Genomic DNA, 22,506 nt, shown 5'->3' on the forward strand with positions numbered 1-22,506 from the left:
CGGGAGATGCCACACGAATGCCAGCTAAGAAATGACGGGGTAATTTAACGCTTACGAAACTATATTCGGCAAAAGCTGCGCGCAAATTGCACCTCATCACATGAAGAAGCAGATATATATTATGAGCAGCCAGCAGCCAGAAAACGGTCTTAAGCAGCGTCTCGATTTCATCGAGCTGGATGACAGCGCGCGTCAATCGCTCCGCCAGATGCGGCCGGCGATTTCGGAAATGCTGGGTGGGGCGCTCGACCGGTTCTACGGAAAGCTGGCGCGCACGCCTCAGGTCGCGAGCTTCTTTTCCGATAAATCGCACATGAACCATGCCAAGTCGCGGCAGGAGACCCACTGGGCCAATCTCGCGGGCGGCAACTTCGACGAAGCCTACGTCAAGGGCGTCGTCGCGGTCGGCAAGACGCATGCGCGCATCGGCCTCGAGCCACGCTGGTACATCGGCGGCTACGCGCTCTTGATGAGCGATCTGATCAAGGGCCTGATGGCCAAGGAATGGCCATCGCGCTTCGGTCGCGGTCAGGGCAAGCTGCTCGCCGAAAAGCTGACCGCCGTCGTCAAGGCCGCGATGCTGGACATGGACTACTCGATCTCGGTTTATCTCGAAGCGCTCGAAGAAAAGCGGCTGAAGCTCGAGGAGGAGCGCCAGAAGGCGGAAGCCGATCAGGCGATGGCGCTAAGCCATCTGCGCCGTGGTCTCGAAGCTCTGTCGCGCGGTGATCTCGAAGCCACCTTGCCCGATGATCTGCCGGGCAACTTCAAGGACATGGGCGACGATTACAACCGCGCCGTCGCGGCGCTGCGCGCCTCCTTCGCATCGGTTCGCAGCACGTCCGGCGAGATCCTGCGCGGCACCGATGTGATCGCCAAGGGCTCCGACGATCTGGCGCTGCGCACCGCCCAGCAGGCAGCCGGCGTCGAGGAAAGCTCGGCCGCGCTGCAGCAGCTCTCCGTCAGCGTCGGCCAGACGGCATCCAACGCCGAGAAGGCGTCCGCGGCCGTGCGCGAAACACAACAGAAGGCGAAGAACTCCGGCGAACTGGTCACCAGCGCCGTCTCCGCCATGGCCGGCATCGAGAAGTCGTCGAGCGAGATCACCAAGATCATCGGCGTCATCGACGACATCGCCTTCCAGACAAACCTTCTCGCGCTGAACGCAGGCGTCGAAGCGGCGCGCGCCGGCGAGGCGGGCAAGGGTTTTGCCGTCGTCGCCCAGGAAGTCCGCCAGCTGGCGCAGCGCTCGGCCGATGCCGCCAAGGAGATCAAGAAGCTGATCTCCGAGAGCTCCGCGCAGGTGAATCAGGGTGTCGACATCGTCAGCAGCACCGGTGAATCCCTGAGCGACATGATCGATCGTATCGACATCATCAACAGCTTCGTCGCCGATATCGCCGCCGCCGCCCGCGATCAGGCGACCGGCGTCAACGAGGTCAGCGTCGCCATCCGCAACATGGACACCATCACCCAGCAGAATTCGGGAATGGTCGAGCGCACGTCCGCCGAAACCCGCCGCCTCCGCAACGAGGTGGAAGGCCTGGTCGGCCTGCTCGAGCGCTTCCGCATCGGTGGCGCCACGCGACCGGCCCACGAGGCGCCGCGCCGCGCCGCCTGAGGCGAAAGTGTCGAAATGACGACGGCGGCGTAAAAAAGCGCCGCCTCCGGCTTTCGGATAATTCCATCCCGCAAAAAGATGCGTTATGGGAACGCCATGACCATCAAGCCACTCATCATTCTTCCCGATCCGTTGCTTCGCCAGGTTTCCAAGCCGGTCGAGCGCGTCGACAGCGATCTGCAGCGTCTCGCCGACGACATGCTGGAGACCATGTACGATGCTCCTGGTATCGGGCTCGCCGCCATCCAGATCGGCGTTGCGCGCCGTATGCTCGTCATCGACGTCTCGCGCGAGGGCGAGGAAAAGCAGCCGCTCGTCTTCATCAATCCCGAGATCGTCACCTCCTCCGACGAGCGCTCGGTCTATGAAGAGGGCTGCCTCTCGATTCCCGATTACTATGCCGAGGTCGAGCGCCCGGCGACCGTGGGCGTCAAGTATCTCGACCGCGACGGCAAGGAGCAGACGATGGAAGCAGACAGCCTGCTCGCCACCTGCCTGCAGCACGAGATCGACCACCTGAACGGCGTGCTCTTCATCGATCACATCTCCCGCCTGAAGCGCGAGATGGTCATCAAGAAGTTCACCAAGGCCTCCAAGACCACCAAGGCGATCTGAGCTGAAGGTTGAAAATGCCGCTCGGTTCTTCTATGATATCAGTGATATCAAAATAGGAGGTGCCGATGGGTGATCTTCTGATCCGCAATATCTCGGACGCGTTGAAGCGCGATATTTCCGCGCGCGCCGAGAAGAGCGGCAACAGCCTTTCCGATGAAGCGAAGAACCTCTTGCAGAAGGCCATAATCGATAGTGCAAAGGCCGATGTGCCGACGAAGTCGGCATGGGAAGCCATGCGCGAAATCCTTGCGCCGAAAAACGAAGCGGAAGCTCGCGAAGCCGAGGAATACGCGAAGATCATGGACGAGATCGAGGCGAAGCGAAAGAAGGACTTCGGCCGCCCGTTCGAAGCTACGGAATGATTGTTCTGGATACCAACGTCATATCCGAGACGAGCAAACCAACGCCGAGCCTTTTAGTCGAAGCTTGGTTCGCGGCGCAAAGCATGTCGGATCTCTATCTGACCGACGTCACCATCATGGAGCAATCCTACGGGGCCGAACGCTTTTGGCTTCGGTCCGCCTCGCTGCGATATAAGGACAAGCTCGACGAGGTGTTGGCCGCCTACGGCGGCCGTATCCTTGCGCTTGAGCGGCACATGGCAATCGAAACAGGCAAGCTCCTCGCCCGCCGCGAATCCGTCGGTCGGCCGATTTCTGTACAGGACGCCATGATCGCATCAATCTGCCTCATCCACGGCGCCACGCTCGCCACGCGCAACACAAAAGACTTCGAAGGGCTTGATCTCAAGCTCGTAAACCCGTTTGAAGGCGGCTGATCTTCAAGATTGGCCTTTGAGCCAGGAATTGGCGGCACACAATGTCTCTTCGCATCGTCTTCATGGGTACGCCCGAGTTCTCCGTTCCGACGCTGCGCGCGCTGGTCGATGCCGGCCATACGATCCTCGCCGTCTACACCCAGCCGCCGCGTCCCGGCGGGCGTCGCGGGCTGGATCTGCAGAAGTCGCCGGTGCATCAGGCGGCCGAGCTCCTGGGCCTGCCGGTCTTCACGCCCGTCAATTTCAAGGATCCGGAAGAGCGCGAGCGCTTCGCCGCCCATAAAGCCGACGTCGCCGTCGTCGTCGCCTACGGGCTGCTGCTTCCCGAAGCGATCCTCAACGGCACGCGATATGGCTGCTACAACGGCCACGCCTCGCTGCTCCCGCGCTGGCGCGGCGCCGCCCCCATCCAGCGCGCGATCATGGCCGGAGACGAAAAGACCGGCATGATGGTGATGAAGATGGACAAGGGCCTGGACACCGGCGCCGTCGCCATCACCAGCGAAGTGGCGATCGGCGAAAACATGACGTCGGGCGAGTTGCACGACCGGTTGATGCTCACGGGCGCCAGGGCGATGGCCGAGGCCATGGTCAAGCTCGAGATGGACGATCTGCCGCTGACGCCGCAGCCCGGGGAGGGCGTGCTCTACGCGTCGAAGATCGACAAGGCCGAGACGCGTATCGATTTCTCCCGTGACGCCGCCGACGTTCACAACCACATTCGCGGCCTGGCGCCGTTTCCGGGCGCCTGGTTCGAGCTTGAGTTCGGCGGCAAGCCCGAGCGCGTCAAGGTGCTGGGCTCCGAGCGCGCCGAGGGATCGGGCGCTGCGGGTGAACTGTTGAGCGACCATCTCGTCGTCGCCTGCGGCACCGGCGCCGTGAGATTGACCAAGCTGCAGAAGGCCGGCGGCAAGCCGTTGGCAGCCGCCGACTTCCTGCGCGGCACGCCGCTTGCCAAGGGCACGAGGCTCGCCTGATGTTCCGCTATCGCATGATCGTCGAATATGACGGCTCGCAATATGTCGGCTGGCAGCGGCAGGAGAATGGTCCCTCGGTGCAAGGCGCGATCGAGAAGGCCATCCTGTCGGCCAGCGGCGATGTGGTGTCGATCCGCGGTGCAGGCCGCACCGATTCCGGCGTGCATGCCATGGGCCAGGTCGTCCATGCCGACCTCTCCAGGGAATGGTCGCCCTTCAAGCTGCAGAACGCGCTGAACGCGCATCTGAGGCTGGCAGGCGAGCGCGTCGCGATCCTCGATGTGACAAGCGCCAGCGAATTCTTCGACGCACGGTTCTCGGCGCTGCGCCGCCACTATCTTTACCGCATCATCAGCCGCCGTGCGCCGCTGGCGCTGGAGGCCGGCAAGGCATGGTTCGTGGCGAAGACCATGGATCACGAGGTCATGCACGCCGCCGCCCAGACGCTGGTGGGAAAGCACGATTTCACCACCTTCCGCTCCGCCCATTGCCAGGCCAACAGCCCGGTGCGCACGCTCGACCGTCTGGATGTGACGCGATCAGGCGATCTCATCGAAATCCGCGCCACCGCGCAAAGCTTCCTGCACAACCAGATCCGCTCCTTCGCCGGCACGCTGAAGCTCGCGGGCGAGGGGCGCTGGACGCCGGATGATGTGCGCGCGGCGCTGGAGGCGAGGGACCGCAAGGCCTGCGGCCCGGTCGCTCCGCCCGACGGGCTCTATTTCATGCAGGTCGATTATCCCGACGTGATCGTCGACCGCAGACAGGAAACGGAAACAACCGATGACGACGACGATCTATCATAATCCCGCCTGCGGCACCTCGCGCAACGTGCTGGCCATGATCCGCCAGTCGGGCGAGGAACCGGTTATCATCGAATATCTGAAGAACACGCCGCGCCGCGAGACGCTGGTCGCGCTGATCGCCGAAATGGGCATCCCCGCCCGCGCGCTGCTCAGGGAGAAGGGCACGCCCTACCACGACCTCGGCCTTGCCGATCCGGATCTCGACGACGAACACCTCCTCGACGCCATGCTCGCCCACCCGATCCTCATCAACCGCCCGATCGTCCGGACCGCCAAAGGCACTCGCCTCTGTCGCCCGTCGGAAGTCGTGCTGGAAATCCTGGAGAACCCGATCGGCGTCTTCACCAAGGAAGACGGCGAGATCGTCGGCGGCCCTTAAACCGGGTAGATCCCCAGGAACCGCTGCATGAATTCCGACAGCATCAGCGCCGGCACGAACAGCACGAGGGTCATCGCGCCGATCAGCGGGCCGTTGCCGTTGAAGATCATCCTGAGGATGCGGGCGATGGCGAAGACCTGGGCCAGCATGAAGGCGAGCAGCAGCAGCGAGACGATGCCGATCGTGCCGGGCAAGAAGAACACCAGCGCCAGCAGCAGGCCGTTGATATAGGAGAGCGGCACGCCCAGCCAGTTGACGCTGACGATCACATGGCCGAAGCGCTCGCCTTTCTTCATGATCAGCAGCAGCAGGCCTGCCAGCACCAGCGGCACGAACCAGTTCGCCGCCTCCACCAGCCCCAGGCGAAAATAGAAGACCGGGCTGACATCCGTTTGCGGCGGCATCGTGCGCAGGAAGGATTCGCGCCACCAGAGCCACGAAATCCCCATCGGCGGCAGGCACCAGACGAAGGCCCAGAAGGAGCGGTTGACGCCCCGGTCCGACATGTCGAGAAAGCGGAAGCCGGCCGGATCCATTCGGATCAGCAACCAGAGGCCGGCCAGATAATATTGGACTTCCCTAAATCCCGGCATTCTCGAACCAGCGCGCGATGAAGGTTTCATAGACGACGGTCAGCCGCTCGAGGTCATCAACCACGACGCGTTCGTCGACCATGTGCATGGTTTGACCCACGAGGCCGAACTCGACGACGGGGCAATAATCCTTGATGAAGCGCGCATCCGACGTGCCGCCCGTGGTCGACAGCGCCGGCGACTGGCCTGTCACGCTTTCGATCGCCGAAGACAGCGAGGCGATCAGCGCGTTGTTGCGCGTGAGGAAGACGTGGCTCGGGCGCTCCGCCCAGACGAGATCGTATTTGAACGGAGCACGACCCGGCCGGAGCACGCCTTCGGAGGCGGCGGCGTCGAGGCGGCGGATGATCTCCTGTTGCAGCGTTTCCGCCGTCCAGGTGTCGTTGAAGCGGATGTTGAAGCTCGCCGTCGCCTTGGCCGGAACCACGTTCGTCGCTGGATTGCCGACATCGACGGTCGTCACTTCGAGGTTGGAAGGCTGGAAGTTCTCGGTGCCGGCATCGAAGGGCGGGTGCATCAATGCCTGCGTCAATTGCAGGATGCCGCGCACGGCGTTATCGGCCAGATGCGGGTAGGCGGCATGCCCCTGCACGCCATGGGCGGTGATCTTGCCCGTCAGCGATCCGCGGCGGCCGATCTTGATCATATCGCCTAGCTTGTTCGGGTTGGTCGGCTCGCCGACAAGGCAGGCATCCCAGCGCTCGCCGCGCTCGGCCGCCCATTGCAGAAGCTTGATCGTGCCGTTGATGGCGGGACCTTCCTCGTCACCGGTGATCAGGAAGGACACGGATCCATCAGGCGCGCCATGCTTTTCGATATGGCGGGCGATCGCGGCCACGAAGCAGGCGATGCCGCCCTTCATGTCGACCGCGCCACGGCCGAACAGCTCGCCGCCCGCTATCTCGGCGGCAAAGGGCGGATGCGTCCACGCGCCTTCGTCGCCCACGGGCACGACATCGGTATGGCCTGCAAACATCAGGTGCGGGCCGTCATTGCCGAGCCGGGCGTAAAGGTTCTCGATATCCGGCGTGCCCGGCTCAGTCGCCTTGACCTTGTCGACCTTGAAGCCGAGCGGCGACAGCATGGCTTCCAGCGCCGAAAGCGCGCCGCCTTCGGCGGGCGTAACGGATGGGCAGCGGATCAGGGTCTGGAGATTGGCAATGGGATCGGTAGCGGTCATGACAGTGGAACTATCCGGCGGTAATGGCAAAGAAAAGGCAAGGAAGAGTTGCGCCCGGTGAAAGCCGCGTCCGGCTTTCACCGGCTCGATATCGGGCGGAAACCGGTGCGTTGCCGCGCATGGGATCGTTCACGCGCGGCACCGGATCGGGTCTTGATCAGTCGCGCAGCAGTTCGTTGATGCCGGTCTTCGAGCGGGTCTTCTCGTCGACCGTCTTGACGATCACGGCGCAGTAGAGATGCGGCGCGGCAAGGCCGTTCGGCATGGTGGCGTTGCCCGATGGCATCGAGCCGGCGACGACGACCGAGTAGGGTGGTACTTCGCCGTAGAAGACGTCGCCGGTGGCGCGGTTGACGATCTTCGTCGACTTGCCGATGTAGACGCCCATGCCGAGAACCGAGCCCTCGCGGATGATGCAGCCCTCGACGACTTCCGAACGGGCGCCGATGAAGCAATTGTCTTCGATGATGGTCGGGCCGGCCTGCATCGGCTCGAGCACGCCGCCGATGCCGACGCCGCCCGAGAGATGCACGTGCTTGCCGATCTGCGCGCAGGAGCCGACGGTGGCCCAGGTGTCGACCATCGTGCCCTCGTCGACGAAGGCGCCGAGGTTGACGAAGGACGGCATCAGCACGACGTTCTTGCCGATATGGGCCGAGCGGCGCACGACGCAGTTCGGCACGGCGCGGAAGCCGGCGGCGCGGTATTCGTTTTCGCCCCAGTTCTCGAACTTCGACGGCACCTTGTCCCACCAGGTCGAATTGCCGGAACCGCCCTTGACGACTTCCATGTCGTTCAGGCGGAAGGACAGGAGAACGGCCTTCTTCAGCCACTGATTGACCTTCCAGACGCCGTCGGCGCCGCGCTCGGCCACGCGCACCTTGCCGCCGTCGAGAAGCTCGAGCGCGGTTTCGACCGCATCGCGCACGTCGCCCTTGGTCGAGGTGTTGACGCTGTCGCGGTTGTCGAAGGCGGCTTCGAGGGTCTTTTCGAGGGCGGAGAGGTCGGTGGCGCTCATGAGAATTCCTTAAACTTCGATCTTTATCGTTGGAGGCGAGGGCCTCCGGGAATTGTGATTGGCGGGATGCGATCTGCTCTATCGCATGCAGGGCTAAAATGGAATGATTTTTCGGGACGGCCGGGTTCCCGATCACGGCTGCGCAACGACATACGGCAGGTGCTGCCGCAGGACTGAAAGGCATTGGAATGACAAAGGCGAAAAACGGCAGGTTGCGGCGCAAGGACGGCGTCTGGGATCCGTTGAAATCAAGCGAGACAGACAAGCAGCGCGCCGAAGCCGTGCCGAAAACGCCGCAGACCCTGTCGCCGGCCTATCGCCTTGCCTATGCCGATCAGGACTTCCTGTGCCGCGAGGAACTGCGGCCGATCCGCCTGCAACTGGAGCTGCTGAAGCCCGAGATGCTGCTCACCGAGCTCGGCATCAAGTCGACCGTCGTGATGTTCGGCGGCGCCCGTATTCCGGCGCCCGGCCAGAGCGCCTGGGCTGCCCGCAACGAAACCCAGCGCACCAATCTGGAAGCGGCGTCCGTCTATTACGACGAGGCGCGCAAGTTCGCCCGCCTGTGCTCGAAACACGCCGCCGGCTTCGATTTCCACGAATATGTCGTCGTGACCGGCGGCGGTCCGGGCGTGATGGAGGCGGGTAACCGGGGTGCCGCCGACGAGGGCGCGCCCTCCATCGGTCTCAACATCGTGCTGCCGCATGAGCAGGCGCCGAACGTCTATGTGACGCCGGAACTCAGCTTCAACTTCCACTACTTCGCCATCCGCAAGATGCATTTCATGATGCGCGCCAAGGCGATCGCCGTCTTCCCGGGCGGCTTCGGCACGCTGGACGAATTCTTCGAGTGCCTGACGCTGATCCAGACAGGCCGCATGGAAAAGATGCCGCTCATCCTCTTCGGTGAAAAATTCTGGAAAAGCATCGTCAATTTCGACGCGCTTGCCGAATTCGGCACGATCGCGCCCGACGACGTCAACCTGATCAGCTTCGTCGACACCGCCGACGCCGCTTGGAAGATCATTCAGGAATTCTACGAGCACCCGGAGTAGGGCGCTCAAGGGCCGCTCACGGGGCGTCGCCGGCCTTCTTCGGCCGGCCGCCCTTGGCGCCGTTCGCCCGGCTGGCGGCCGCTTTCGCGGGCGAGCGGGATTGCCCGCCACGGCGTTGCGCCTCCATGAAGCTTCTGGTGCCGAACACGCCGTTCATCAGGCCTGATATCGTGTAGTCGGCATCGAGGCTTTCCCAGTGAAGGCCGGTTTCGCCAAGCAGTTCGACCTCCGCAAGCTCGGCCACGGTCGCCTCTTCCAATCCCTGCAGCGCCCGCGCGGGGAAGATAAACGATGCGCCATTGGTGAAATCCAGGATGATGCGCTCCGAAGCGGCGTCGAAGCGAACCGTCGCGGGTATCGGTCGTTCGGCACGCTCCGCCTCCCAGCGCTGCTTCGCCTCCGCGAGTTCGGCGTCGGTGATCTTGTTTGTGGCCATGGCAAAAAAATAACCCAACAACTTGGGTATTTCAATTGCACGAAAAGCCCGCCGCGATGGTCGCGGCGGGCTCGGTTGTCGGTCGTTTCCTGCCTTACAGGCCCGGTCTTACAGGAACGGGCGTTGCGGCATGTCGGCGATCGAGATGACGCCGTCCTTGTTGGTGTCCATGCGCGTGAAGAACTTCTCGAAGGCCGCTTCGGCTTCCTGCTTGGAAATCTGGCCGTTCTCGTCGGTGTCGATCCGCTGCATCAGCATCAGGTCGCGCATCATGCCGGGGCCGCGCATGCCGTTGCGGCCGGGACCACGGTTGGCTTCGGGCTGCGGCGGTGCGGGCTGGCCCGCGTCGGCATCGGCCGGCGGCGGTGCCGGTGGTGCTTCGTCGTCGGCGGCCATGTCGTCCGCGGATGCCTTGATCTTGGCGATCTGCGCTTCCTGATACTTGCGGATTTCCCCTGGTGTCAGCGAGCCGTCATTGTCGGTATCGATCGCCGCGAAGATCGTCGTCATGCCGGTCGTGGCTTCGTCCTTGGAGATCTGGCCATCCTTGTTGGTGTCGAACTGCTGCAGCATGCGCACGAAGACGACTTCGCGCATGACAGGTCCGCGCATTTCGCCGCCCATCATCATGTGACGGGGCTTCTGCGGATGCTTCTGCTTGTCGCCGGGCGCGGCAAAACTGCTGCCGGCTGCGGCACCGACGATCAGGACGGAGGAAAGTGCGGCCAGTATCAGCTTGTTCCGAGACATTTGGGTTCCTTTCACTGTGCGATCTCAATGCGGATCACAGACGAAAAGGTAGGGCGCGCTCGCCCGATTACCCAGTTAAACATCGGTAAGCTGGATGAAACTTTCGTAATTTAGCCCGAGATCTTGCCAAGGAAATCAGTGAGATCGTCGGTCACGAAGTCGATGTGGTCGTCCTCGCCGCTGGTCTTTTCCCACCACTCGACGACCGTGTCCTCGAGGTTGTTGGGCACTAGGAGAACGGTCTGCATGCCAAGCGCCTTGGGCACTGTCAGGTTGCGCGGCAGATCCTCGAACATCGCCGCCTTGCGCGTCTCGACGCGCTTCAGCTGGGTGAACTTGTCATAGGTTTCCTGCGCCGGCTTCGGCACGAATTCCGCCGCGACGATATCGAAGATGTCGTCGAAATGGTCGAGAATGCCGAGGGCGCCGGCCGCCATTTCCGCATGCTTGACGCTGCCATTGGTGAAGATGAACTTGCGGCCCGGCAGGGATTTGATCGCGGCGCCCAGTTCCGGCTGCGCCGTCAGGCTGGAATAATCGATCGCATGCGCCTTCTCCAGGAAGTCGTTGGGGTCGACGCCGTGGTGGATCATCAGCCCCTGCAGCGTCGTGCCATGCTCCAGATAATACTGCTTCTGCAGCTTGCGCGCCTCATTGCGCTCCATTTGCAGCAGCGTCGAGACATAGGACGTCATGTTCGTGTCGATCTGCGCGAACAGATTGACGTGATGCGGATAGAGTGTGTTGTCGAGGTCGAAGACCCACTCTGTCACATGCGCGAAGTCGGAATGGGTGGGCGTGCGATCGATCTTGCTCATGCCTGCCTTATGGCACGCGTCGCGTTCGATTGAAATCCGGAATGCGACCATTCACGCCCGTTGATTGATCGCCTTACGTGATCGCACTAGCTTTCCGGCACACGAAGTGAGGAGGAGACGATGAAACAGGCTGAGAAGGCAAAGACGTTCGGCGCGCTGCACCAGAAGGGCAATCCTGTCGTTCTCTACAATGTGTGGGACGCGGGAACGGCAAAGGCCGTGACCGAGGCCGGCGCCAAGGCGCTGGCGACCGGCAGCTGGTCGGTCGCGGCCGCGCAGGGCTATGGCGATGGCGAGAAGATCCCGATGGAAGCGCTGGTCGCAACGACCCGCCAGATCACCGCGGCCAACGACCTGCCGCTCTCCGTCGATTTCGAGGGCGGCTATTCCACCGATCCCTTAGGCGCCGCCGCGAATGTCGAGCAACTGATCGATGCCGGCGCGATCGGCATCAATTTCGAGGATCAGGTGGTGGGCGGTGATGGGCTGCACCCGGTCGAGAAGCAGGCCGCTCGCATCCGCGCCATCCGCGAGATGGCGGATCGCCGCGGCATCCCCTTCTTCATCAATGCGCGCACCGACCTGTTCTTGCGCGAGGGCGATCTTTCGAAACATGCCGGTCTGGTCGAGGAGGCGCTGGAGCGTGGCAAGGCCTATGCGGCCGCTGGTGCCGATGGTTTCTTCGTGCCGTGGCTTATCGATGAAGCCTTGATCGAGAAGATCTGCGCCGCGTCGCCGCTGCCGGTGAACATCATGATGCGGCCGGGCGCGCCTGATGTGAAGACGCTGGCGAAGCTCGGCGTCGCCCGTGTCAGCTATGGGCCGGGGCCGTACAGGGCGATGATGGAGAAGTTGAAAGAAGCGGCTGCGGCGGTTTACGGGACGCTGTGAGGTAGACCCCTGTGAGATAGACGTAAGATAGAGCCCTCCCCAACCCCTCCCCACAAGGGGGAGGGGCTTGCTGGGCGCGCCCTCTCCACGAGACCGAAGCCTCTAGACATATGCTGATGATGTGAGATGGCACAAAGGGCGCAACAAGTTAGCCCCTCCCCCTTGTGGGGAGGGGTTGGGGAGGGGACTTCATCCCGACCGCAGCAGAAAAAATACCGCCCTCAGGGAACGATCAGCGTTCCCGCGCCGCGCTCGGTGAAGATCTCGAGCAGCACGGAATGGGCGGTCTTGCCGTTGAGGATGACGACGCCCTGGACGCCGGCCTTGATGGCGTCGATGCAGGTTTCGACCTTCGGGATCATGCCGCCGGAAATCGTGCCGTCGGCGATCAGCTGGTGCGCCTGCGAGACGGAGAGTTCCTTGATCAGGTTGCCCTGCTTGTCGAGCACGCCGGGAACGTCGGTGAGGAACAGGAGGCGCGTCGCGTTGAGCGCCCCGGCGATCGCGCCTGCGAAGGTATCGGCGTTGATGTTATAGGTCGCGCCGTCGCGGCCCGGGGCGACCGGGGCGATGACGGGGATCATTTCCGAGCGGGCGAGCAGGTCGATCAGCGTCCGGTCGACTTCCACGACCTCGCCGACGAAGCCGAGGTCGAGCACGCGCTCGATGTTGCTATCCGGGTCCTTGATGGTCTTGCGCGCCTTTTCGGCGAAGACCATGTTGCCGTCCTTGCCGCACAGGCCGATCGCCCATTCGCCCGTCTGGTTGATGAGGGCGACGATTTCCTTGTTGATCGAGCCGGCGAGAACCATCTCGACGATCTCGACCGTCTTGGCGTCGGTGACGCGCAGGCCGCCTTCGAATTTCGATTCGATGCCCATCTTCGTCAGCATGGCGCCGATCTGCGGTCCGCCGCCGTGAACGACGATCGGATTGACGCCCGATTGCTTCAGGAGCGCGATATCGCTGGCAAACGCCTTGCCGAGCTCGGGATTGCCCATCGCATGGCCGCCGTATTTCACGACGATCGTCTTGTTCTCGTAACGCTGCATGAAGGGCAGCGCCTGCGCCAGCAGCCGTGCCTGGATTACGCTTTCGGTCTCGGTCTCGGTCATCGGATACCCCGCGGAAAATGGTTGCGGCCTTTTATCGCAAGTTTTTGACAGATGGAATAATCAAGAGCGGATAAGTTTGCGCTATTTGCCGGCGCGCGCCGTCTTGCCAAGCGCGCCGGCTCCTCCATAGTTAGCAGGGAGATCGGGCAAGAGGCGTGGCATGACGAGCGAGGAAATCGCAGCGTTGATCGGTAGGGTCGCAATGCGCGACCGGCAGGCGTTCACAGCCCTCTATCGCCAGACAAGCCCGAAACTTTTCGCCATCTGTCTGCGTATCTTGAAGGACAGGACGGAGGCGGAGGAAGCACTGCAGGAGGTCTACATCAAGATCTGGCAGCGCGCTTCGGCCTTCGCGGTCTCTTCGGGAACGCCTTCATCCTGGCTTGCCGCGATAGCGCGCAACCAGGCGATCGATACTCTGAGAAGCCGCAAGCCGGTCGCGGATGAACTGGGCAGTGCATATGACCTTGCAGATGGCGAACTCAGTCCCGAGGATACAACTGTGATCCGCGATGAAGGAAGGCGGATTGACACCTGCATGGAACAGTTGGAAGCTGATCGCGCGGTGGCGGTCAGGCGGGCTTATGTCGAAGGGCTGAGCTATCAGGAACTGGCCGATGAGTTCGGCGTGCCCCTGAATACGATGCGCACATGGCTGCGGCGCAGCCTATTGAAGCTGAGAGAGTGCCTGGAACGATGACGTCGTCCGATCAAAGCAAGGGAGGTCGCTCCCGCGATGAGGTACTCGCCGGCGAGTATGTTCTCGGCGTTCTGTCTTTTCAGGATCGCCGTGTCGTCGAGGACCGCATGCGCGTCGACCGGCAGTTCGCGGCGATCGTCGGTCGCTGGGAAGCGAACCTCTCAACGTTCAACGACGACTACGATGCCGTTACCCCCAGTCAGGAAACCTTCAAGCAGGTCGAAGCGCGTCTGTTCGGCGTACCGCAGCAGGTCGCCGCGCCGGGCAGGGGCGTCTGGAACTCCATCTTCTTCTGGCGCTGTCTCGCCGCCGTCTCGCTCGTCATCACCTCGGCGGCATTGTCGCTGACGGTGGCGACGGTCTCGCCGTTGAAGCCGACCGTCCCGCCGCTGGTCGCTCAATTGTCGGCACCCGCCGGCCAGGTCAATCTGCTCGCGTCTTACGAGGCGCAGACCGGCCGGATGCGGATCGTTCCGGTCGCAGCGGGCAAGCCGGAGGAGAAGTCGCTCGAACTGTGGTTGCTGCCCGAGAGCGGCACGCCGAAATCGCTCGGCATCTTCGCCGCGGGAGAAGGCGGCGATGGCGAACTGGTGATCCCCGTGGACATGCGCTCCGCGATCGGCGAGGGCACGAATTTCGCGGTCAGCCTCGAGCCCTTCGGCGGCTCGCCGACGGGCGCGCCGACCGGCCCCGTGGTCGCAAGCGGCGCCGCGCGCCGGCCGTGAGACAGGCTGAAACTTTTTCCATCCACCCTTCGTAGATCCTCATGTCCGTGCGACGCCGATGCATTCAGCCGGCGACCCGCGAGCGGACTGATGAGGAGAACAGTCATGATCAAGTCCGCGCTGCGCACGGCAGCCCTTGCAGTCGCCGTATCCGCAATCGCTTTCACCGCGCAGGCCAAGAACCCGATGGTCGGCGGCGCCGCCATGTATCCGACCAAGAACATCGTCGAAAATGCCATGAAGTCGAAGGATCACACGACGCTCGTGGCCGCCGTCAAGGCAGCCGGCCTGGTCTCGACGCTCGAAGGCAAGGGTCCGTTCACGGTCTTCGCGCCGACCAACGAAGCCTTCGCGGCACTGCCCGCCGGCACCGTCGATACGCTGCTGAAGCCGGAGAACAAGGCAAAGCTCGTGAAGATTCTCACCTGCCACGTCGTTGCCGCCGACGCGATGGCCAAGACCGTCGCCAAGATGATCAAGGATGACGGTGGCGAGCACGACATCAAGACCGTCGGCGGCTGCGTGCTGAAGGCCAAGGAAAGCATGGGCAAGATCACGCTGACCGACGAGAGCGGCGGTGTCGCCAATGTCACGATCGCCGACGTCAAGCAGTCGAACGGCGTCATCCACGTCGTCGACAAGGTTCTGCTGCCGAAGATGTAACCGATAGTTCAGGCAGCAACGGGGGGCGCCCCATATGCCCGGGGCGCCTCTTTCACTTCCAGTTGTCGACGCCAACGGTCAGCGCGATCGCCGCGCGCAGATCGTCCAGCCCCTCGCTCTTCTCCGAGGAGGTGGCGATGATGCCGGGATAGGCGGCGGGGCGTTTCTTGATCTTTTCGGCCGTCTCCGCCAGGAGCTTGACCACGGCTGGCGGCTTGATCTTGTCGGTCTTGGTCAGGACCACCTGATAGGAGACGGCGGCCTTGTCGAGCAGGTCGAGAACCTCGTCGTCGTTCTTCTTGATGCCGTGGCGGCTGTCGATCAGCACATAGACGCGCTTCAGCGTCGCGCGCCCGCGCAGGTAGTCGAACACCAGCTTGGTCCAGGCGTCGACATGCTCCTTGGGCGCCTTGGCGTAGCCGTAGCCCGGCATGTCGACGAGCGCCATCGGCGGCAGATCGCCGGCCTCTCCGGAATAGCCCTCGGGCACGAAATAGTTCAGTTCCTGCGTGCGGCCCGGCGTGTTGGAGGTGCGCGCCAGACCATGCTGGCCGACGAGCGCGTTGATCAGCGACGACTTGCCGACATTCGAGCGGCCGGCGAAGGCGACCTCGGCCGGCCCTTCAGGCGGCAGAAACTTCAGGGACGGCACGCCGCGGATGAAGATCCAGGGGCGGCCGAAGAGGGGCTTGTCGTTGTTGTCGGTCATTCGGCCTTTTCCAGCGCGTCCAATTCCAGTGAACCTATGGCATTCAGGTTTCGGGCGATTTTGTCAACCGGCAGCGAAGAATGTCCTGAAAAGCGGGATGCCACAAAAGAAAAAGCCCCGCCGAAGCAGGGCTTGTCGCTATTTTTCCGTCGGCGCCGGCTTTCGCTTGAACAGCCCCTTCAGATTGTCGAAGAGCTCGATCTTCACGCCGTGGCGGCGCATGATCACCGCCTGCTGCATCACCGAAAGCGTGTTGTTCCAGGCCCAGTAGATGACCAGACCGGCCGGGAAGCTTGCCAGCATGAAGGTGAAGACCAGCGGCATCCAGTTGAAGATCATCGCCTGCGTCGGATCGGGCGGGGTCGGGTTCATGCGCATCTGCAGGAACATGGTGACGCCCATGATCAGCGGCCAGACGCCGAGATGCAGGAAGGTCGGAGCGGCGAACGGCAGCAGGCCGAACAGGTTGATGAACGAGGTCGGATCGGGCGCCGAAAGGTCCTGAATCCAGCCGAAGAACGGTGCATGCCGCATCTCGATGGTGATGTAGATCACCTTGTAGAGCGAGAAGAAGATCGGGATCTGCAGCGCGATCGGCCAGCAACCGGCGATCGGATTGATCTTCTCTTCCTTGTAGAGCGCCATGGTCGCCTGTTGCAGCGCCATGCGGTCGTCGCCGAACTTCGCCTTCAGCTCCTCCATCTTCGGCTGCACGCGCTTCATGTTCGCCATCGAAGCGTACTGCTTGCTGGCGAGCGGGAAGAACAGCGCCTTGACGACGATCGTGGTCATCAGGATCGCGACGCCGAAGTTGCCGAAGTAACGGAAGAAGAAGTCCATCAGTTTGAACATCGGCTTCGTCAGGAAGTAGAACCAGCCCCAGTCGATCAGGCGGTCGAAGCGCGGGATCTGGTAAGTGGCTTCGTAACCGTCGATGACGGGAACTTCCTTAGCGCCGGCGAAGACGAGGTTCTTCAATTCGAGCGTCTGGCCGGGGGCGACCGTCACGGCGTTCTGCTTGTAGTCGGCCTGGAAGCGCGGCTGCCCATCCGTGAAGTGGCTGAAGCGAGCGTCGTAGGCGGTCGTCTGCGGCGGAATGATCGTCGCGGCCCAATACTTGTCGGTGATCCCGAGCCAGCCGCCGGTCGCCGTTGCCGGCGTCACGGCTTCCTTCTCGACGGCCGTATACTTGCTTTCGATCAGGCCATCGTCGCCGATGACGCCGATGAAGCCTTCATGCAGAACGTAGGTCGGAGCAACAGCCGGCTTGTTGTAGCGCGTTATGCGGCCATAGGAGGAAAGTGCCGCGGCTGCCTGACCGGCATTGGTGATCTTGTCGGTGATCGTGAACATGTAGCGTTCGTCAACCGCGATCGTGCGGGCGAAGGTGATGCCCTTGTCGTTGGTGTAGGTCAGGGTAACAGGGGTCTTCTCGGTCAGCTTGGCGCCTTCGGGGGCCGTCCAGAGCGTCGAGGGACCGGGAACATTGCCGGTATTGGCGTCGCCGATGTAGCCGAGCTCGGTGAAGTAGCCATCCTTGGTCTCGGACGGGCTGAAGAGCGTGATGAGCGGGCTGGTGTCGTCGACCGTCTCGCGGTAGCCCTTGAGCTTCAGGTCGTCGAGGCGGCCGCCGGCAAGGTTGATCGAGCCGGTCAGTGCCGCGGTGTCGATGACGACGCGCGGGTTCTTGGCGAGCGCGTCGGCAAGCGACGTGGTGGCCGGTGCCTGGCCTGTCGGAGCAGCGCCGCCCGGCTGCGCGCCACCGGCTGCCCCGTTGGCTGCCGGTGTCTGCGTCTGCTGGGTCGTCTGCTGTGCCTTCTGGGCAAGCTCGGCCTTGCGCTGCGCTTCGATGCGCGGATTCATGTAAAGGAATTGCCACCCGAGAACGATCAGCACGGAGAGGGCGATCGCAATGAAGTAGTTGCGGTTGTTTTGCATCATACGTTCCTGGGGCGGCCGTCTCCGGACCGCTTGTGTTTCGGCTTCGTCTGGACGCGAGCCTTGAGCTCAGCGGCTAATTCTTTGAAGGATGCTTGGAGCACGTCCCTTCGCGCGACAACCACATAGTCGTGTCCGGGCTGCATTGCAAACCCTGCATGAAGTCGCACCGCCTCTTTCAGGCGCCGCCGCATGCGGTTTCTCTCGACTGCGTTGCCGTGCTTCTTGGTGACGGTGAAGCCGACGCGGGCTTCGGTGTCGGGTTCCTTCCTGTCGAGCACCTCGAGAAGGAAGAATCCACCCCTGCGTTTTTCGCCATTGCGAACAGCAAGAAACTGCGGGCGGCTTTTCAGCCGCCCGGCAGTTATTTTGGGATCTTTGGTCGTCGGATCGCCCGTCATCTGATCGGGCACTTCCGGCCTTAGGCCGAAAGACGCTTGCGGCCGCGGCCGCGACGAGCAACGATGACCTTACGGCCGCCCTTGGTAGCCATACGTGCACGGAAACCGTGACGACGCTTGCGAACAAGCTTGGAAGGTTGGTAAGTACGCTTCATTTATTTTAATCACCGCGGAGTGCGGCCCTTCTTGAATTTGCATAATGCAAGGAGCGTTGTTTTTCGAACGGCGAGAGGCTCAAAAAGCCTTGTGTGACCGGACGTGCGGCGGCTTATACGGACGAAGGTCGCGAAAGTCAATTATACCAGCCAGAATCCCGCCTGCTCGCCATTTGAGTGTGAAAATTAGCGATTGCTGTTAATGATTGCGTCGACCGGTCAATATCATGGTCGCTATCATTTTATTCTTTTTATGCAGCCAAAACGTGCGTTCAATCGGTTTATATACTTTTCCCGCGAAAAAATATCGGCGGCAATCATCGTTTACAGGTGATTTTTTATAGTAGCCGACGAAAGTATCGGAAATTCAACATTAATTGTTTTAGCCCAATTTGAAGCAACGGCCGGGCATCCAGTTTTCGGCTTCTATGTTTATTGGGGGGGTCCTTTGAAAATTCGAGTTAAGATCAACATACTTGTCTGCGCCATGTCTTGTGTCGCGCTGGTTATCGGCGCGACGGCTCTTTGGGCCGTGCAGCGCTACAACGAAAATCTCACCGCCTACGAGGATGCCGCCAGCCGTGCCTATTCCGGCGAGCGCTTGAACCGTTATGTGACCGCGACCGTGATGGAAGCGCGCGGCATCTATGGCGCCCCCTCCACGAAGGAAGCCGCAAGCTTCGCCAAGGGTCTGCTTGCAGCCCTCGATCAGGTGGACGCCACCATCGCATCCTGGACGCCTCTGGTTCCGGAAAATCAGATGGAGGCGTTCAGCAAGCTCAAGGCGCGCGCCGCCGAATTCCGGACCTTCCGCGCGGAAACCGCGCGTCTCGGCACGGAAGTCAGCCCGCAAGCCGCCAACGAGCAGGGCAACAACGACGCCAACCGCGCCAACCGCAAGGCCTTCCAGGCCGAGATCGACGCGGTTGTCGCCACCGACAGGGCAACGCTTGACGCCGTCAACGAGGAAGTCGAAAGCTTCCGCACGTCGATCCTGTGGCTGGTTCTCGGCATCACCGGCGTTGGCATCGCGGCCGGCATCGGCATGGGTCTTTATGTCGGCACCATCCATCTTTCCCGTCCGATCAAGAAAGTCACCGAAGCCATCAACAATGTCGCCGACGGCAACTTCGATACCGAAGTTCCGTTCCCCGGCCGCAACGACGAGATCGGCGAGATGGCCGCGGCCGTTGCCGTGTTCAAGGAAAATGGCCTTGCCGTGCGCCGCATGAATGCCCAGGAAGCGGCCATGCGCGCCAAGAGCGACGACCTGCAGTCCAGCATGTCGGTCGTGGTGGCCGCCGCCGCCGCCGGCGATTTCTCGCGCCGGATCGACAAGGACTACGGCGACGAGAACCTCAACCAGTTCGCCAGCAACATCAATCACCTGCTGTCGGGCGTCGATGGCGGCGTCGGCGAAACCCGCCGCGTCATCGCCAGCCTCTCGGAAGGCGACCTGACGCAGACCATGCGCGGCAATTTCCAGGGCGCCTTCGCGGAATTGCAGAAGAACGTCAACAGCACCTTCGCCACGCTGCAATCGACCATGCGCGAAGTGCGCGAAACCGCCGAGGGCTTCCACGGCAACACCAACGAGCTGCGCTCCGCCAGCGACGACCTCTCCAAGCGCACCGAACAGCAGGCGGCGGCGCTGGAAGAGACCTCCGCCGCGCTGGATGAGATCACGGCCGTCGTCAACAACTCGACAGATCGCGCCCAGGAAGCCAGCGTCATGGTTTCCGAGGCCAAGGACGATGCCGGCAAGTCGGGCGTCGTCGTTCGCAACGCCGTCGATGCCATGGGCCGCATCGAGCAGGCATCGCGCGAAATCAGCCAGATCATCAACGTCATCGACGAGATCGCCTTCCAGACCAACCTTCTGGCGCTGAACGCCGGTGTCGAGGCCGCGCGCGCCGGTGAAGCCGGCAAGGGCTTTGCCGTCGTCGCGCAGGAAGTCCGCGAGCTCGCCCAGCGCTCGGCAACGGCCGCCAAGGACATCAAGGGCCTGATCACCAAATCCGGCGGCGAAGTCCAGATCGGCGTCAAGCTGGTGCAGGAAACCGGCGACGCGCTCTCGCAGATCGAACGCCGTGTCAATGCGATCAACGACCATATCCACTCGATCGCCACGGCGGCCAAGGAGCAGTCGACCGGCCTCAAGGAGGTCAACACCGCCGTCAACCAGATGGACCAGGTGACGCAGCAGAATGCCGCCATGGTCGAGGAGACCTCGGCCGCCACGCACAAGCTGTCGTCCGAAGCCGATAGCCTCGTGCGCCTGATCTCGCGCTTCAAGGTGTCCAACGTGCAGCAGGCGGCACCCGTTGCCGTCGCCAGATACGAGGAACATCGGCCGGTTGCCTCGCCCGCCCGCCGCGCCATGGGCAACGTTGCCCGCGCCTTCAACGGCAACGCCGCGGTCGATCAGAGCTGGGAAGAATTCTGATTTCGCGATGCCGAGATGACTGAGAGCGCCGCCTTCGGGCGGCGTTCGCGTTTCGGCAATATGTCGCACCGCTCGCAAAGATTTGAACGCGGCGCGGAATCGTCTAATATAGAGATTGTAGTCGTGGCGCGAGACGCCCGTTGGACGAGAAGCGATGCCCGCCCCTGATCAAGGCCAAACTGTTCCCGAAGCACTGACCACGGTGACCGATGCCGCGCGAGCCGCCTGCCGGCCCGTCGGCATATTCGGCGGCATATCCGGCAAGCTGCTGTGGCTGACGGTCGTCTGCATCATGCTTGCCGAAGTGCTGATCTTCTTTCCCTCCGTGGCGTCGATGCGCCTGCGCTGGCTGGACGAGCGGTTGAACGCCGCGGCCGGCGCCGCCATTGCCATCGATGGCCTGCAGCCCGCGGATCTTCCGGCCGACCTGCAGAGGCAGACCTTGGAAGCGACGGGCACGAAGGCGATCGTGCTGCGCAAGGACGGTACCTCGCGCCTGCTCGCCACCTGGGACATGCCGGCGTCGGTCGACGCGCAGTACGACCTGACCAGCGTGCCTCCCGTCACCGCCATTCGCGATGCGCTCGACACGCTCGTCTTTGGCGGGGACCGGATGATTCGCGTCTATGGTCCGGTGCGGGACACCAATATCGGCGTCGAAGTGCTGATGAGGGACAAGTATCTGCGCAATGCGATGCTGCTCTACGCGCGCAACGTCTTCATGTTGTCGATCATGATCGCGCTGTTTACCGCGACGCTGGTCTTCTTCGCGATCAACCGCATTCTGATCAGGCCGATCCGCAGGCTGACGGGCAGCATGCAGCAGTTTTCCGCCGATCCTGAAAATCCGCAGCATGTCTTTGTCGGCGAAGGCGGACGCGACGAGCTGGCGATCGCCGGCCGCCACCTGACCGCCATGCAGCTGCAGCTGCAGAAGACGCTGAAGCAGCAGAGCAATCTCGCGGCCCTCGGTCTGGCCGTCTCCAAGATCAACCATGACATGCGCAATATCCTCGCCTCCGCGCAGCTGATGTCCGACCGCCTGGTCGACGTCGATGATCCGATGGTGAAGCGCTTCGCTCCGAAGCTGCTGCGCACCATCGACCGCGCCGTCGGCTACACGACCGAAGTTCTCTCCTATGGCCAGGCCAGCGAATCGGCGCCCCGCCGCCGCCTCGTGCGGGTGATCACGCTTGTCGAGGATGTCCGCGACATGCTGGCGATCGATCCGCAGAGCGGCGTCGAATTCGTCGAGCAGATCGGCGCCGATCTGGAGGTGGATGCCGACAACGAACAGCTGTTCCGGGTGGTTCACAATCTGTGTCGCAACGCGTTGCAGGCACTGACATCAGGCAATGGCGGGGGCAGTGCCGGCGACACGCCGCGGCGCATCACCGTCTCGGCTCACCGCATCGGCAGCGTCGTCAGCATCACCGTCGACGACACCGGTCCCGGCATGCCGCAGAAGGCCCGCCAGAACCTCTTCGCCGCCTTCCGCGGCTCCGCCCGCTCCGGTGGCACCGGCCTCGGCCTTGCCATCGCCCGCGAGCTGGTGCTGGCCCACGGCGGCACCATCGCGCTTGTGGAAAAGCCTTCGATCGGCACGCAGTTCCGCATCGAAATCCCGGATCGCCCGGTGTCCCTGGAGGATTATCGCGGCCGCAGCCTGTCCGAAAAGTGATGCGATCCCGCGATCCCGGTTGCCCGACAAGAAAGACGTCACTTTTTTTACAAACC

General features: G+C 62.6%; 25 protein-coding genes. 14 read left to right on the top strand and 11 right to left on the bottom strand.

What is annotated here, in order from left to right:
• Window positions 1-121 precede the first annotated feature (121 nt).
• The 7 genes from GGQ67_RS16375 (at window position 122) to arsC (ending at window position 5,176) form a co-directional block, all read left to right on the top strand.
• Entirely contained in the window at window positions 122-1,621 is a 1,500-nt protein-coding gene (locus GGQ67_RS16375) for a globin-coupled sensor protein (protein WP_183901205.1), read from the top strand.
• A 96-nt stretch (window positions 1,622-1,717) separates the two neighbouring features.
• A complete protein-coding gene (def, locus tag GGQ67_RS16380) occupies window positions 1,718-2,236 on the top strand; it encodes a peptide deformylase (protein ID WP_183901206.1) in 519 nt (172 codons plus the stop codon).
• A gap of 65 nt (window positions 2,237-2,301) precedes the next feature.
• A complete protein-coding gene (locus tag GGQ67_RS16385) occupies window positions 2,302-2,598 on the top strand; it encodes a FitA-like ribbon-helix-helix domain-containing protein (protein ID WP_183901207.1) in 297 nt (98 codons plus the stop codon).
• A complete protein-coding gene (locus GGQ67_RS16390) occupies window positions 2,595-3,014 on the top strand; it encodes a type II toxin-antitoxin system VapC family toxin (protein ID WP_183901208.1) in 420 nt (139 codons plus the stop codon). Before GGQ67_RS16385 ends, GGQ67_RS16390 begins: the two co-directional genes overlap by 4 nt.
• A 41-nt stretch (window positions 3,015-3,055) precedes the next feature.
• Complete coding sequence (gene fmt, locus GGQ67_RS16395; RefSeq protein ID WP_183901209.1) at window positions 3,056-3,991, top strand: methionyl-tRNA formyltransferase; 936 nt, start codon at window positions 3,056-3,058, stop codon at window positions 3,989-3,991.
• Window positions 3,991-4,797, top strand: a complete 807-nt coding sequence (truA, locus tag GGQ67_RS16400; protein WP_183901210.1) for a tRNA pseudouridine(38-40) synthase TruA — start codon at window positions 3,991-3,993, stop codon at window positions 4,795-4,797. The genes fmt and truA overlap by 1 nt, the downstream gene beginning before the upstream one ends.
• A complete protein-coding gene (gene arsC / locus GGQ67_RS16405) occupies window positions 4,775-5,176 on the top strand; it encodes an arsenate reductase (glutaredoxin) (protein ID WP_183901211.1) in 402 nt (133 codons plus the stop codon). Before truA ends, arsC begins: the two co-directional genes overlap by 23 nt.
• Here arsC and GGQ67_RS16410 read toward each other — a convergent pair.
• From GGQ67_RS16410 to dapD, 3 genes are all read right to left on the bottom strand, one after another.
• Entirely contained in the window at window positions 5,173-5,769 is a 597-nt protein-coding gene (locus GGQ67_RS16410; protein ID WP_183901212.1) for a hypothetical protein, read from the bottom strand. The genes arsC and GGQ67_RS16410 overlap by 4 nt on opposite strands.
• Window positions 5,756-6,949 (bottom strand): succinyl-diaminopimelate desuccinylase, encoded by a 1,194-nt coding sequence (dapE, locus tag GGQ67_RS16415; RefSeq protein ID WP_183901213.1) that lies wholly within the window; start codon window positions 6,947-6,949, stop codon window positions 5,756-5,758. Before dapE ends, GGQ67_RS16410 begins: the two co-directional genes overlap by 14 nt.
• A 157-nt stretch (window positions 6,950-7,106) precedes the next feature.
• Entirely contained in the window at window positions 7,107-7,967 is an 861-nt protein-coding gene (gene dapD / locus GGQ67_RS16420; RefSeq protein ID WP_183901214.1) for a 2,3,4,5-tetrahydropyridine-2,6-dicarboxylate N-succinyltransferase, read from the bottom strand.
• A gap of 188 nt (window positions 7,968-8,155) precedes the next feature.
• Here dapD and GGQ67_RS16425 point away from each other — a divergent pair, with 188 nt between their 5' ends.
• The gene (locus GGQ67_RS16425) at window positions 8,156-9,022 is read left to right on the top strand and encodes an LOG family protein (protein WP_183901215.1); all 867 of its coding nucleotides are present in this window, start codon (window positions 8,156-8,158) and stop codon (window positions 9,020-9,022) included.
• A 16-nt stretch (window positions 9,023-9,038) separates the two neighbouring features.
• Here the strand turns inward: GGQ67_RS16425 and GGQ67_RS16430 are convergent, their stop codons facing one another.
• The 3 genes from GGQ67_RS16430 to GGQ67_RS16440 form a co-directional block, all read right to left on the bottom strand.
• A complete protein-coding gene (locus GGQ67_RS16430) occupies window positions 9,039-9,458 on the bottom strand; it encodes a DUF2442 domain-containing protein (protein WP_183901216.1) in 420 nt (139 codons plus the stop codon).
• Between the two features lie 108 nt (window positions 9,459-9,566).
• Window positions 9,567-10,208 (bottom strand): EF-hand domain-containing protein, encoded by a 642-nt coding sequence (locus tag GGQ67_RS16435; protein ID WP_183901217.1) that lies wholly within the window; start codon window positions 10,206-10,208, stop codon window positions 9,567-9,569.
• Window positions 10,209-10,318: 110 nt separating this feature from the next.
• Complete coding sequence (locus GGQ67_RS16440; protein ID WP_183901218.1) at window positions 10,319-11,026, bottom strand: pyrimidine 5'-nucleotidase; 708 nt, start codon at window positions 11,024-11,026, stop codon at window positions 10,319-10,321.
• Window positions 11,027-11,146: 120 nt separating this feature from the next.
• Here GGQ67_RS16440 and GGQ67_RS16445 point away from each other — a divergent pair, with 120 nt between their 5' ends.
• The gene (locus GGQ67_RS16445; RefSeq protein WP_183901219.1) at window positions 11,147-11,917 is read left to right on the top strand and encodes an isocitrate lyase/PEP mutase family protein; all 771 of its coding nucleotides are present in this window, start codon (window positions 11,147-11,149) and stop codon (window positions 11,915-11,917) included.
• 221 nt (window positions 11,918-12,138) lie between these two features.
• Here GGQ67_RS16445 and argB read toward each other — a convergent pair whose 3' ends face one another.
• Window positions 12,139-13,032, bottom strand: coding sequence for an acetylglutamate kinase (gene argB, locus GGQ67_RS16450; protein WP_183901220.1), 894 nt, complete (start codon window positions 13,030-13,032; stop codon window positions 12,139-12,141).
• A gap of 160 nt (window positions 13,033-13,192) precedes the next feature.
• Between argB and GGQ67_RS16455 the strand changes: the two genes are divergently transcribed.
• From GGQ67_RS16455 to GGQ67_RS16465, 3 genes are all read left to right on the top strand, one after another.
• Window positions 13,193-13,732 (top strand): sigma-70 family RNA polymerase sigma factor, encoded by a 540-nt coding sequence (locus tag GGQ67_RS16455; protein WP_183901221.1) that lies wholly within the window; start codon window positions 13,193-13,195, stop codon window positions 13,730-13,732.
• Window positions 13,729-14,457: an anti-sigma factor gene (locus GGQ67_RS16460; RefSeq protein WP_183901222.1), complete on the top strand. Its 729-nt coding sequence runs from the start codon at window positions 13,729-13,731 to the stop codon at window positions 14,455-14,457. The genes GGQ67_RS16455 and GGQ67_RS16460 overlap by 4 nt, the downstream gene beginning before the upstream one ends.
• A 105-nt stretch (window positions 14,458-14,562) precedes the next feature.
• A complete protein-coding gene (locus tag GGQ67_RS16465) occupies window positions 14,563-15,120 on the top strand; it encodes a fasciclin domain-containing protein (protein WP_183901223.1) in 558 nt (185 codons plus the stop codon).
• Window positions 15,121-15,172: 52 nt separating this feature from the next.
• On the opposite strand, the gene yihA is transcribed toward GGQ67_RS16465, so the two are convergent.
• From yihA to rpmH, 4 genes are all read right to left on the bottom strand, one after another.
• Window positions 15,173-15,829, bottom strand: a complete 657-nt coding sequence (gene yihA / locus GGQ67_RS16470) for a ribosome biogenesis GTP-binding protein YihA/YsxC (protein WP_183901224.1) — start codon at window positions 15,827-15,829, stop codon at window positions 15,173-15,175.
• A gap of 138 nt (window positions 15,830-15,967) precedes the next feature.
• A complete protein-coding gene (yidC, locus tag GGQ67_RS16475; protein WP_183901225.1) occupies window positions 15,968-17,767 on the bottom strand; it encodes a membrane protein insertase YidC in 1,800 nt (599 codons plus the stop codon).
• On the bottom strand, window positions 17,767-18,168 hold the full coding sequence (gene rnpA, locus GGQ67_RS16480; protein WP_183901226.1) for a ribonuclease P protein component: 402 nt from the start codon (window positions 18,166-18,168) through the stop codon (window positions 17,767-17,769). The genes yidC and rnpA overlap by 1 nt, the downstream gene beginning before the upstream one ends.
• A gap of 20 nt (window positions 18,169-18,188) precedes the next feature.
• Complete coding sequence (gene rpmH / locus GGQ67_RS16485; protein ID WP_065689331.1) at window positions 18,189-18,323, bottom strand: 50S ribosomal protein L34; 135 nt, start codon at window positions 18,321-18,323, stop codon at window positions 18,189-18,191.
• A gap of 448 nt (window positions 18,324-18,771) precedes the next feature.
• Between rpmH and GGQ67_RS16490 the strand changes: the two genes are divergently transcribed.
• Window positions 18,772-20,769, top strand: coding sequence for a methyl-accepting chemotaxis protein (locus GGQ67_RS16490; RefSeq protein WP_183901227.1), 1,998 nt, complete (start codon window positions 18,772-18,774; stop codon window positions 20,767-20,769).
• A gap of 154 nt (window positions 20,770-20,923) precedes the next feature.
• On the top strand, window positions 20,924-22,450 hold the full coding sequence (locus GGQ67_RS16495) for an ATP-binding protein (protein ID WP_183901228.1): 1,527 nt from the start codon (window positions 20,924-20,926) through the stop codon (window positions 22,448-22,450).
• Window positions 22,451-22,506: the final 56 nt, after the last annotated feature.

Origin of the sequence: Rhizobium metallidurans (assembly GCF_014196505.1) — a bacterium.
Taxonomy (GTDB): domain Bacteria; phylum Pseudomonadota; class Alphaproteobacteria; order Rhizobiales; family Rhizobiaceae; genus Rhizobium; species Rhizobium metallidurans.

Excerpts from the sequence above, each read along its gene's own strand:
- GGQ67_RS16425 (WP_183901215.1), top strand. The coding sequence starts at position 8,156 with ATGACAAAGGCGAAAAACGGCAGGTTGCGGCGCAAGGACGGCGTCTGG.
- fmt (WP_183901209.1), top strand. The coding sequence starts at position 3,056 with ATGTCTCTTCGCATCGTCTTCATGGGTACGCCCGAGTTCTCCGTTCCG.
- dapD (WP_183901214.1), bottom strand. The coding sequence starts at position 7,967 with ATGAGCGCCACCGACCTCTCCGCCCTCGAAAAGACCCTCGAAGCCGCC.
- GGQ67_RS16390 (WP_183901208.1), top strand. The coding sequence starts at position 2,595 with ATGATTGTTCTGGATACCAACGTCATATCCGAGACGAGCAAACCAACG.
- yidC (WP_183901225.1), bottom strand. The coding sequence starts at position 17,767 with ATGCAAAACAACCGCAACTACTTCATTGCGATCGCCCTCTCCGTGCTG.
- def (WP_183901206.1), top strand. The coding sequence starts at position 1,718 with ATGACCATCAAGCCACTCATCATTCTTCCCGATCCGTTGCTTCGCCAG.
- GGQ67_RS16495 (WP_183901228.1), top strand. The coding sequence starts at position 20,924 with ATGCCCGCCCCTGATCAAGGCCAAACTGTTCCCGAAGCACTGACCACG.
- GGQ67_RS16445 (WP_183901219.1), top strand. The coding sequence starts at position 11,147 with ATGAAACAGGCTGAGAAGGCAAAGACGTTCGGCGCGCTGCACCAGAAG.
- arsC (WP_183901211.1), top strand. The coding sequence starts at position 4,775 with ATGACGACGACGATCTATCATAATCCCGCCTGCGGCACCTCGCGCAAC.
- GGQ67_RS16460 (WP_183901222.1), top strand. The coding sequence starts at position 13,729 with ATGACGTCGTCCGATCAAAGCAAGGGAGGTCGCTCCCGCGATGAGGTA.
- GGQ67_RS16455 (WP_183901221.1), top strand. The coding sequence starts at position 13,193 with ATGACGAGCGAGGAAATCGCAGCGTTGATCGGTAGGGTCGCAATGCGC.
- GGQ67_RS16430 (WP_183901216.1), bottom strand. The coding sequence starts at position 9,458 with ATGGCCACAAACAAGATCACCGACGCCGAACTCGCGGAGGCGAAGCAG.
- rpmH (WP_065689331.1), bottom strand. The coding sequence starts at position 18,323 with ATGAAGCGTACTTACCAACCTTCCAAGCTTGTTCGCAAGCGTCGTCAC.
- GGQ67_RS16385 (WP_183901207.1), top strand. The coding sequence starts at position 2,302 with ATGGGTGATCTTCTGATCCGCAATATCTCGGACGCGTTGAAGCGCGAT.
- GGQ67_RS16410 (WP_183901212.1), bottom strand. The coding sequence starts at position 5,769 with ATGCCGGGATTTAGGGAAGTCCAATATTATCTGGCCGGCCTCTGGTTG.
- truA (WP_183901210.1), top strand. The coding sequence starts at position 3,991 with ATGTTCCGCTATCGCATGATCGTCGAATATGACGGCTCGCAATATGTC.
- yihA (WP_183901224.1), bottom strand. The coding sequence starts at position 15,829 with ATGACCGACAACAACGACAAGCCCCTCTTCGGCCGCCCCTGGATCTTC.
- argB (WP_183901220.1), bottom strand. The coding sequence starts at position 13,032 with ATGACCGAGACCGAGACCGAAAGCGTAATCCAGGCACGGCTGCTGGCG.
- GGQ67_RS16440 (WP_183901218.1), bottom strand. The coding sequence starts at position 11,026 with ATGAGCAAGATCGATCGCACGCCCACCCATTCCGACTTCGCGCATGTG.
- dapE (WP_183901213.1), bottom strand. The coding sequence starts at position 6,949 with ATGACCGCTACCGATCCCATTGCCAATCTCCAGACCCTGATCCGCTGC.
- GGQ67_RS16435 (WP_183901217.1), bottom strand. The coding sequence starts at position 10,208 with ATGTCTCGGAACAAGCTGATACTGGCCGCACTTTCCTCCGTCCTGATC.
- GGQ67_RS16465 (WP_183901223.1), top strand. The coding sequence starts at position 14,563 with ATGATCAAGTCCGCGCTGCGCACGGCAGCCCTTGCAGTCGCCGTATCC.
- rnpA (WP_183901226.1), bottom strand. The coding sequence starts at position 18,168 with ATGACGGGCGATCCGACGACCAAAGATCCCAAAATAACTGCCGGGCGG.
- GGQ67_RS16375 (WP_183901205.1), top strand. The coding sequence starts at position 122 with ATGAGCAGCCAGCAGCCAGAAAACGGTCTTAAGCAGCGTCTCGATTTC.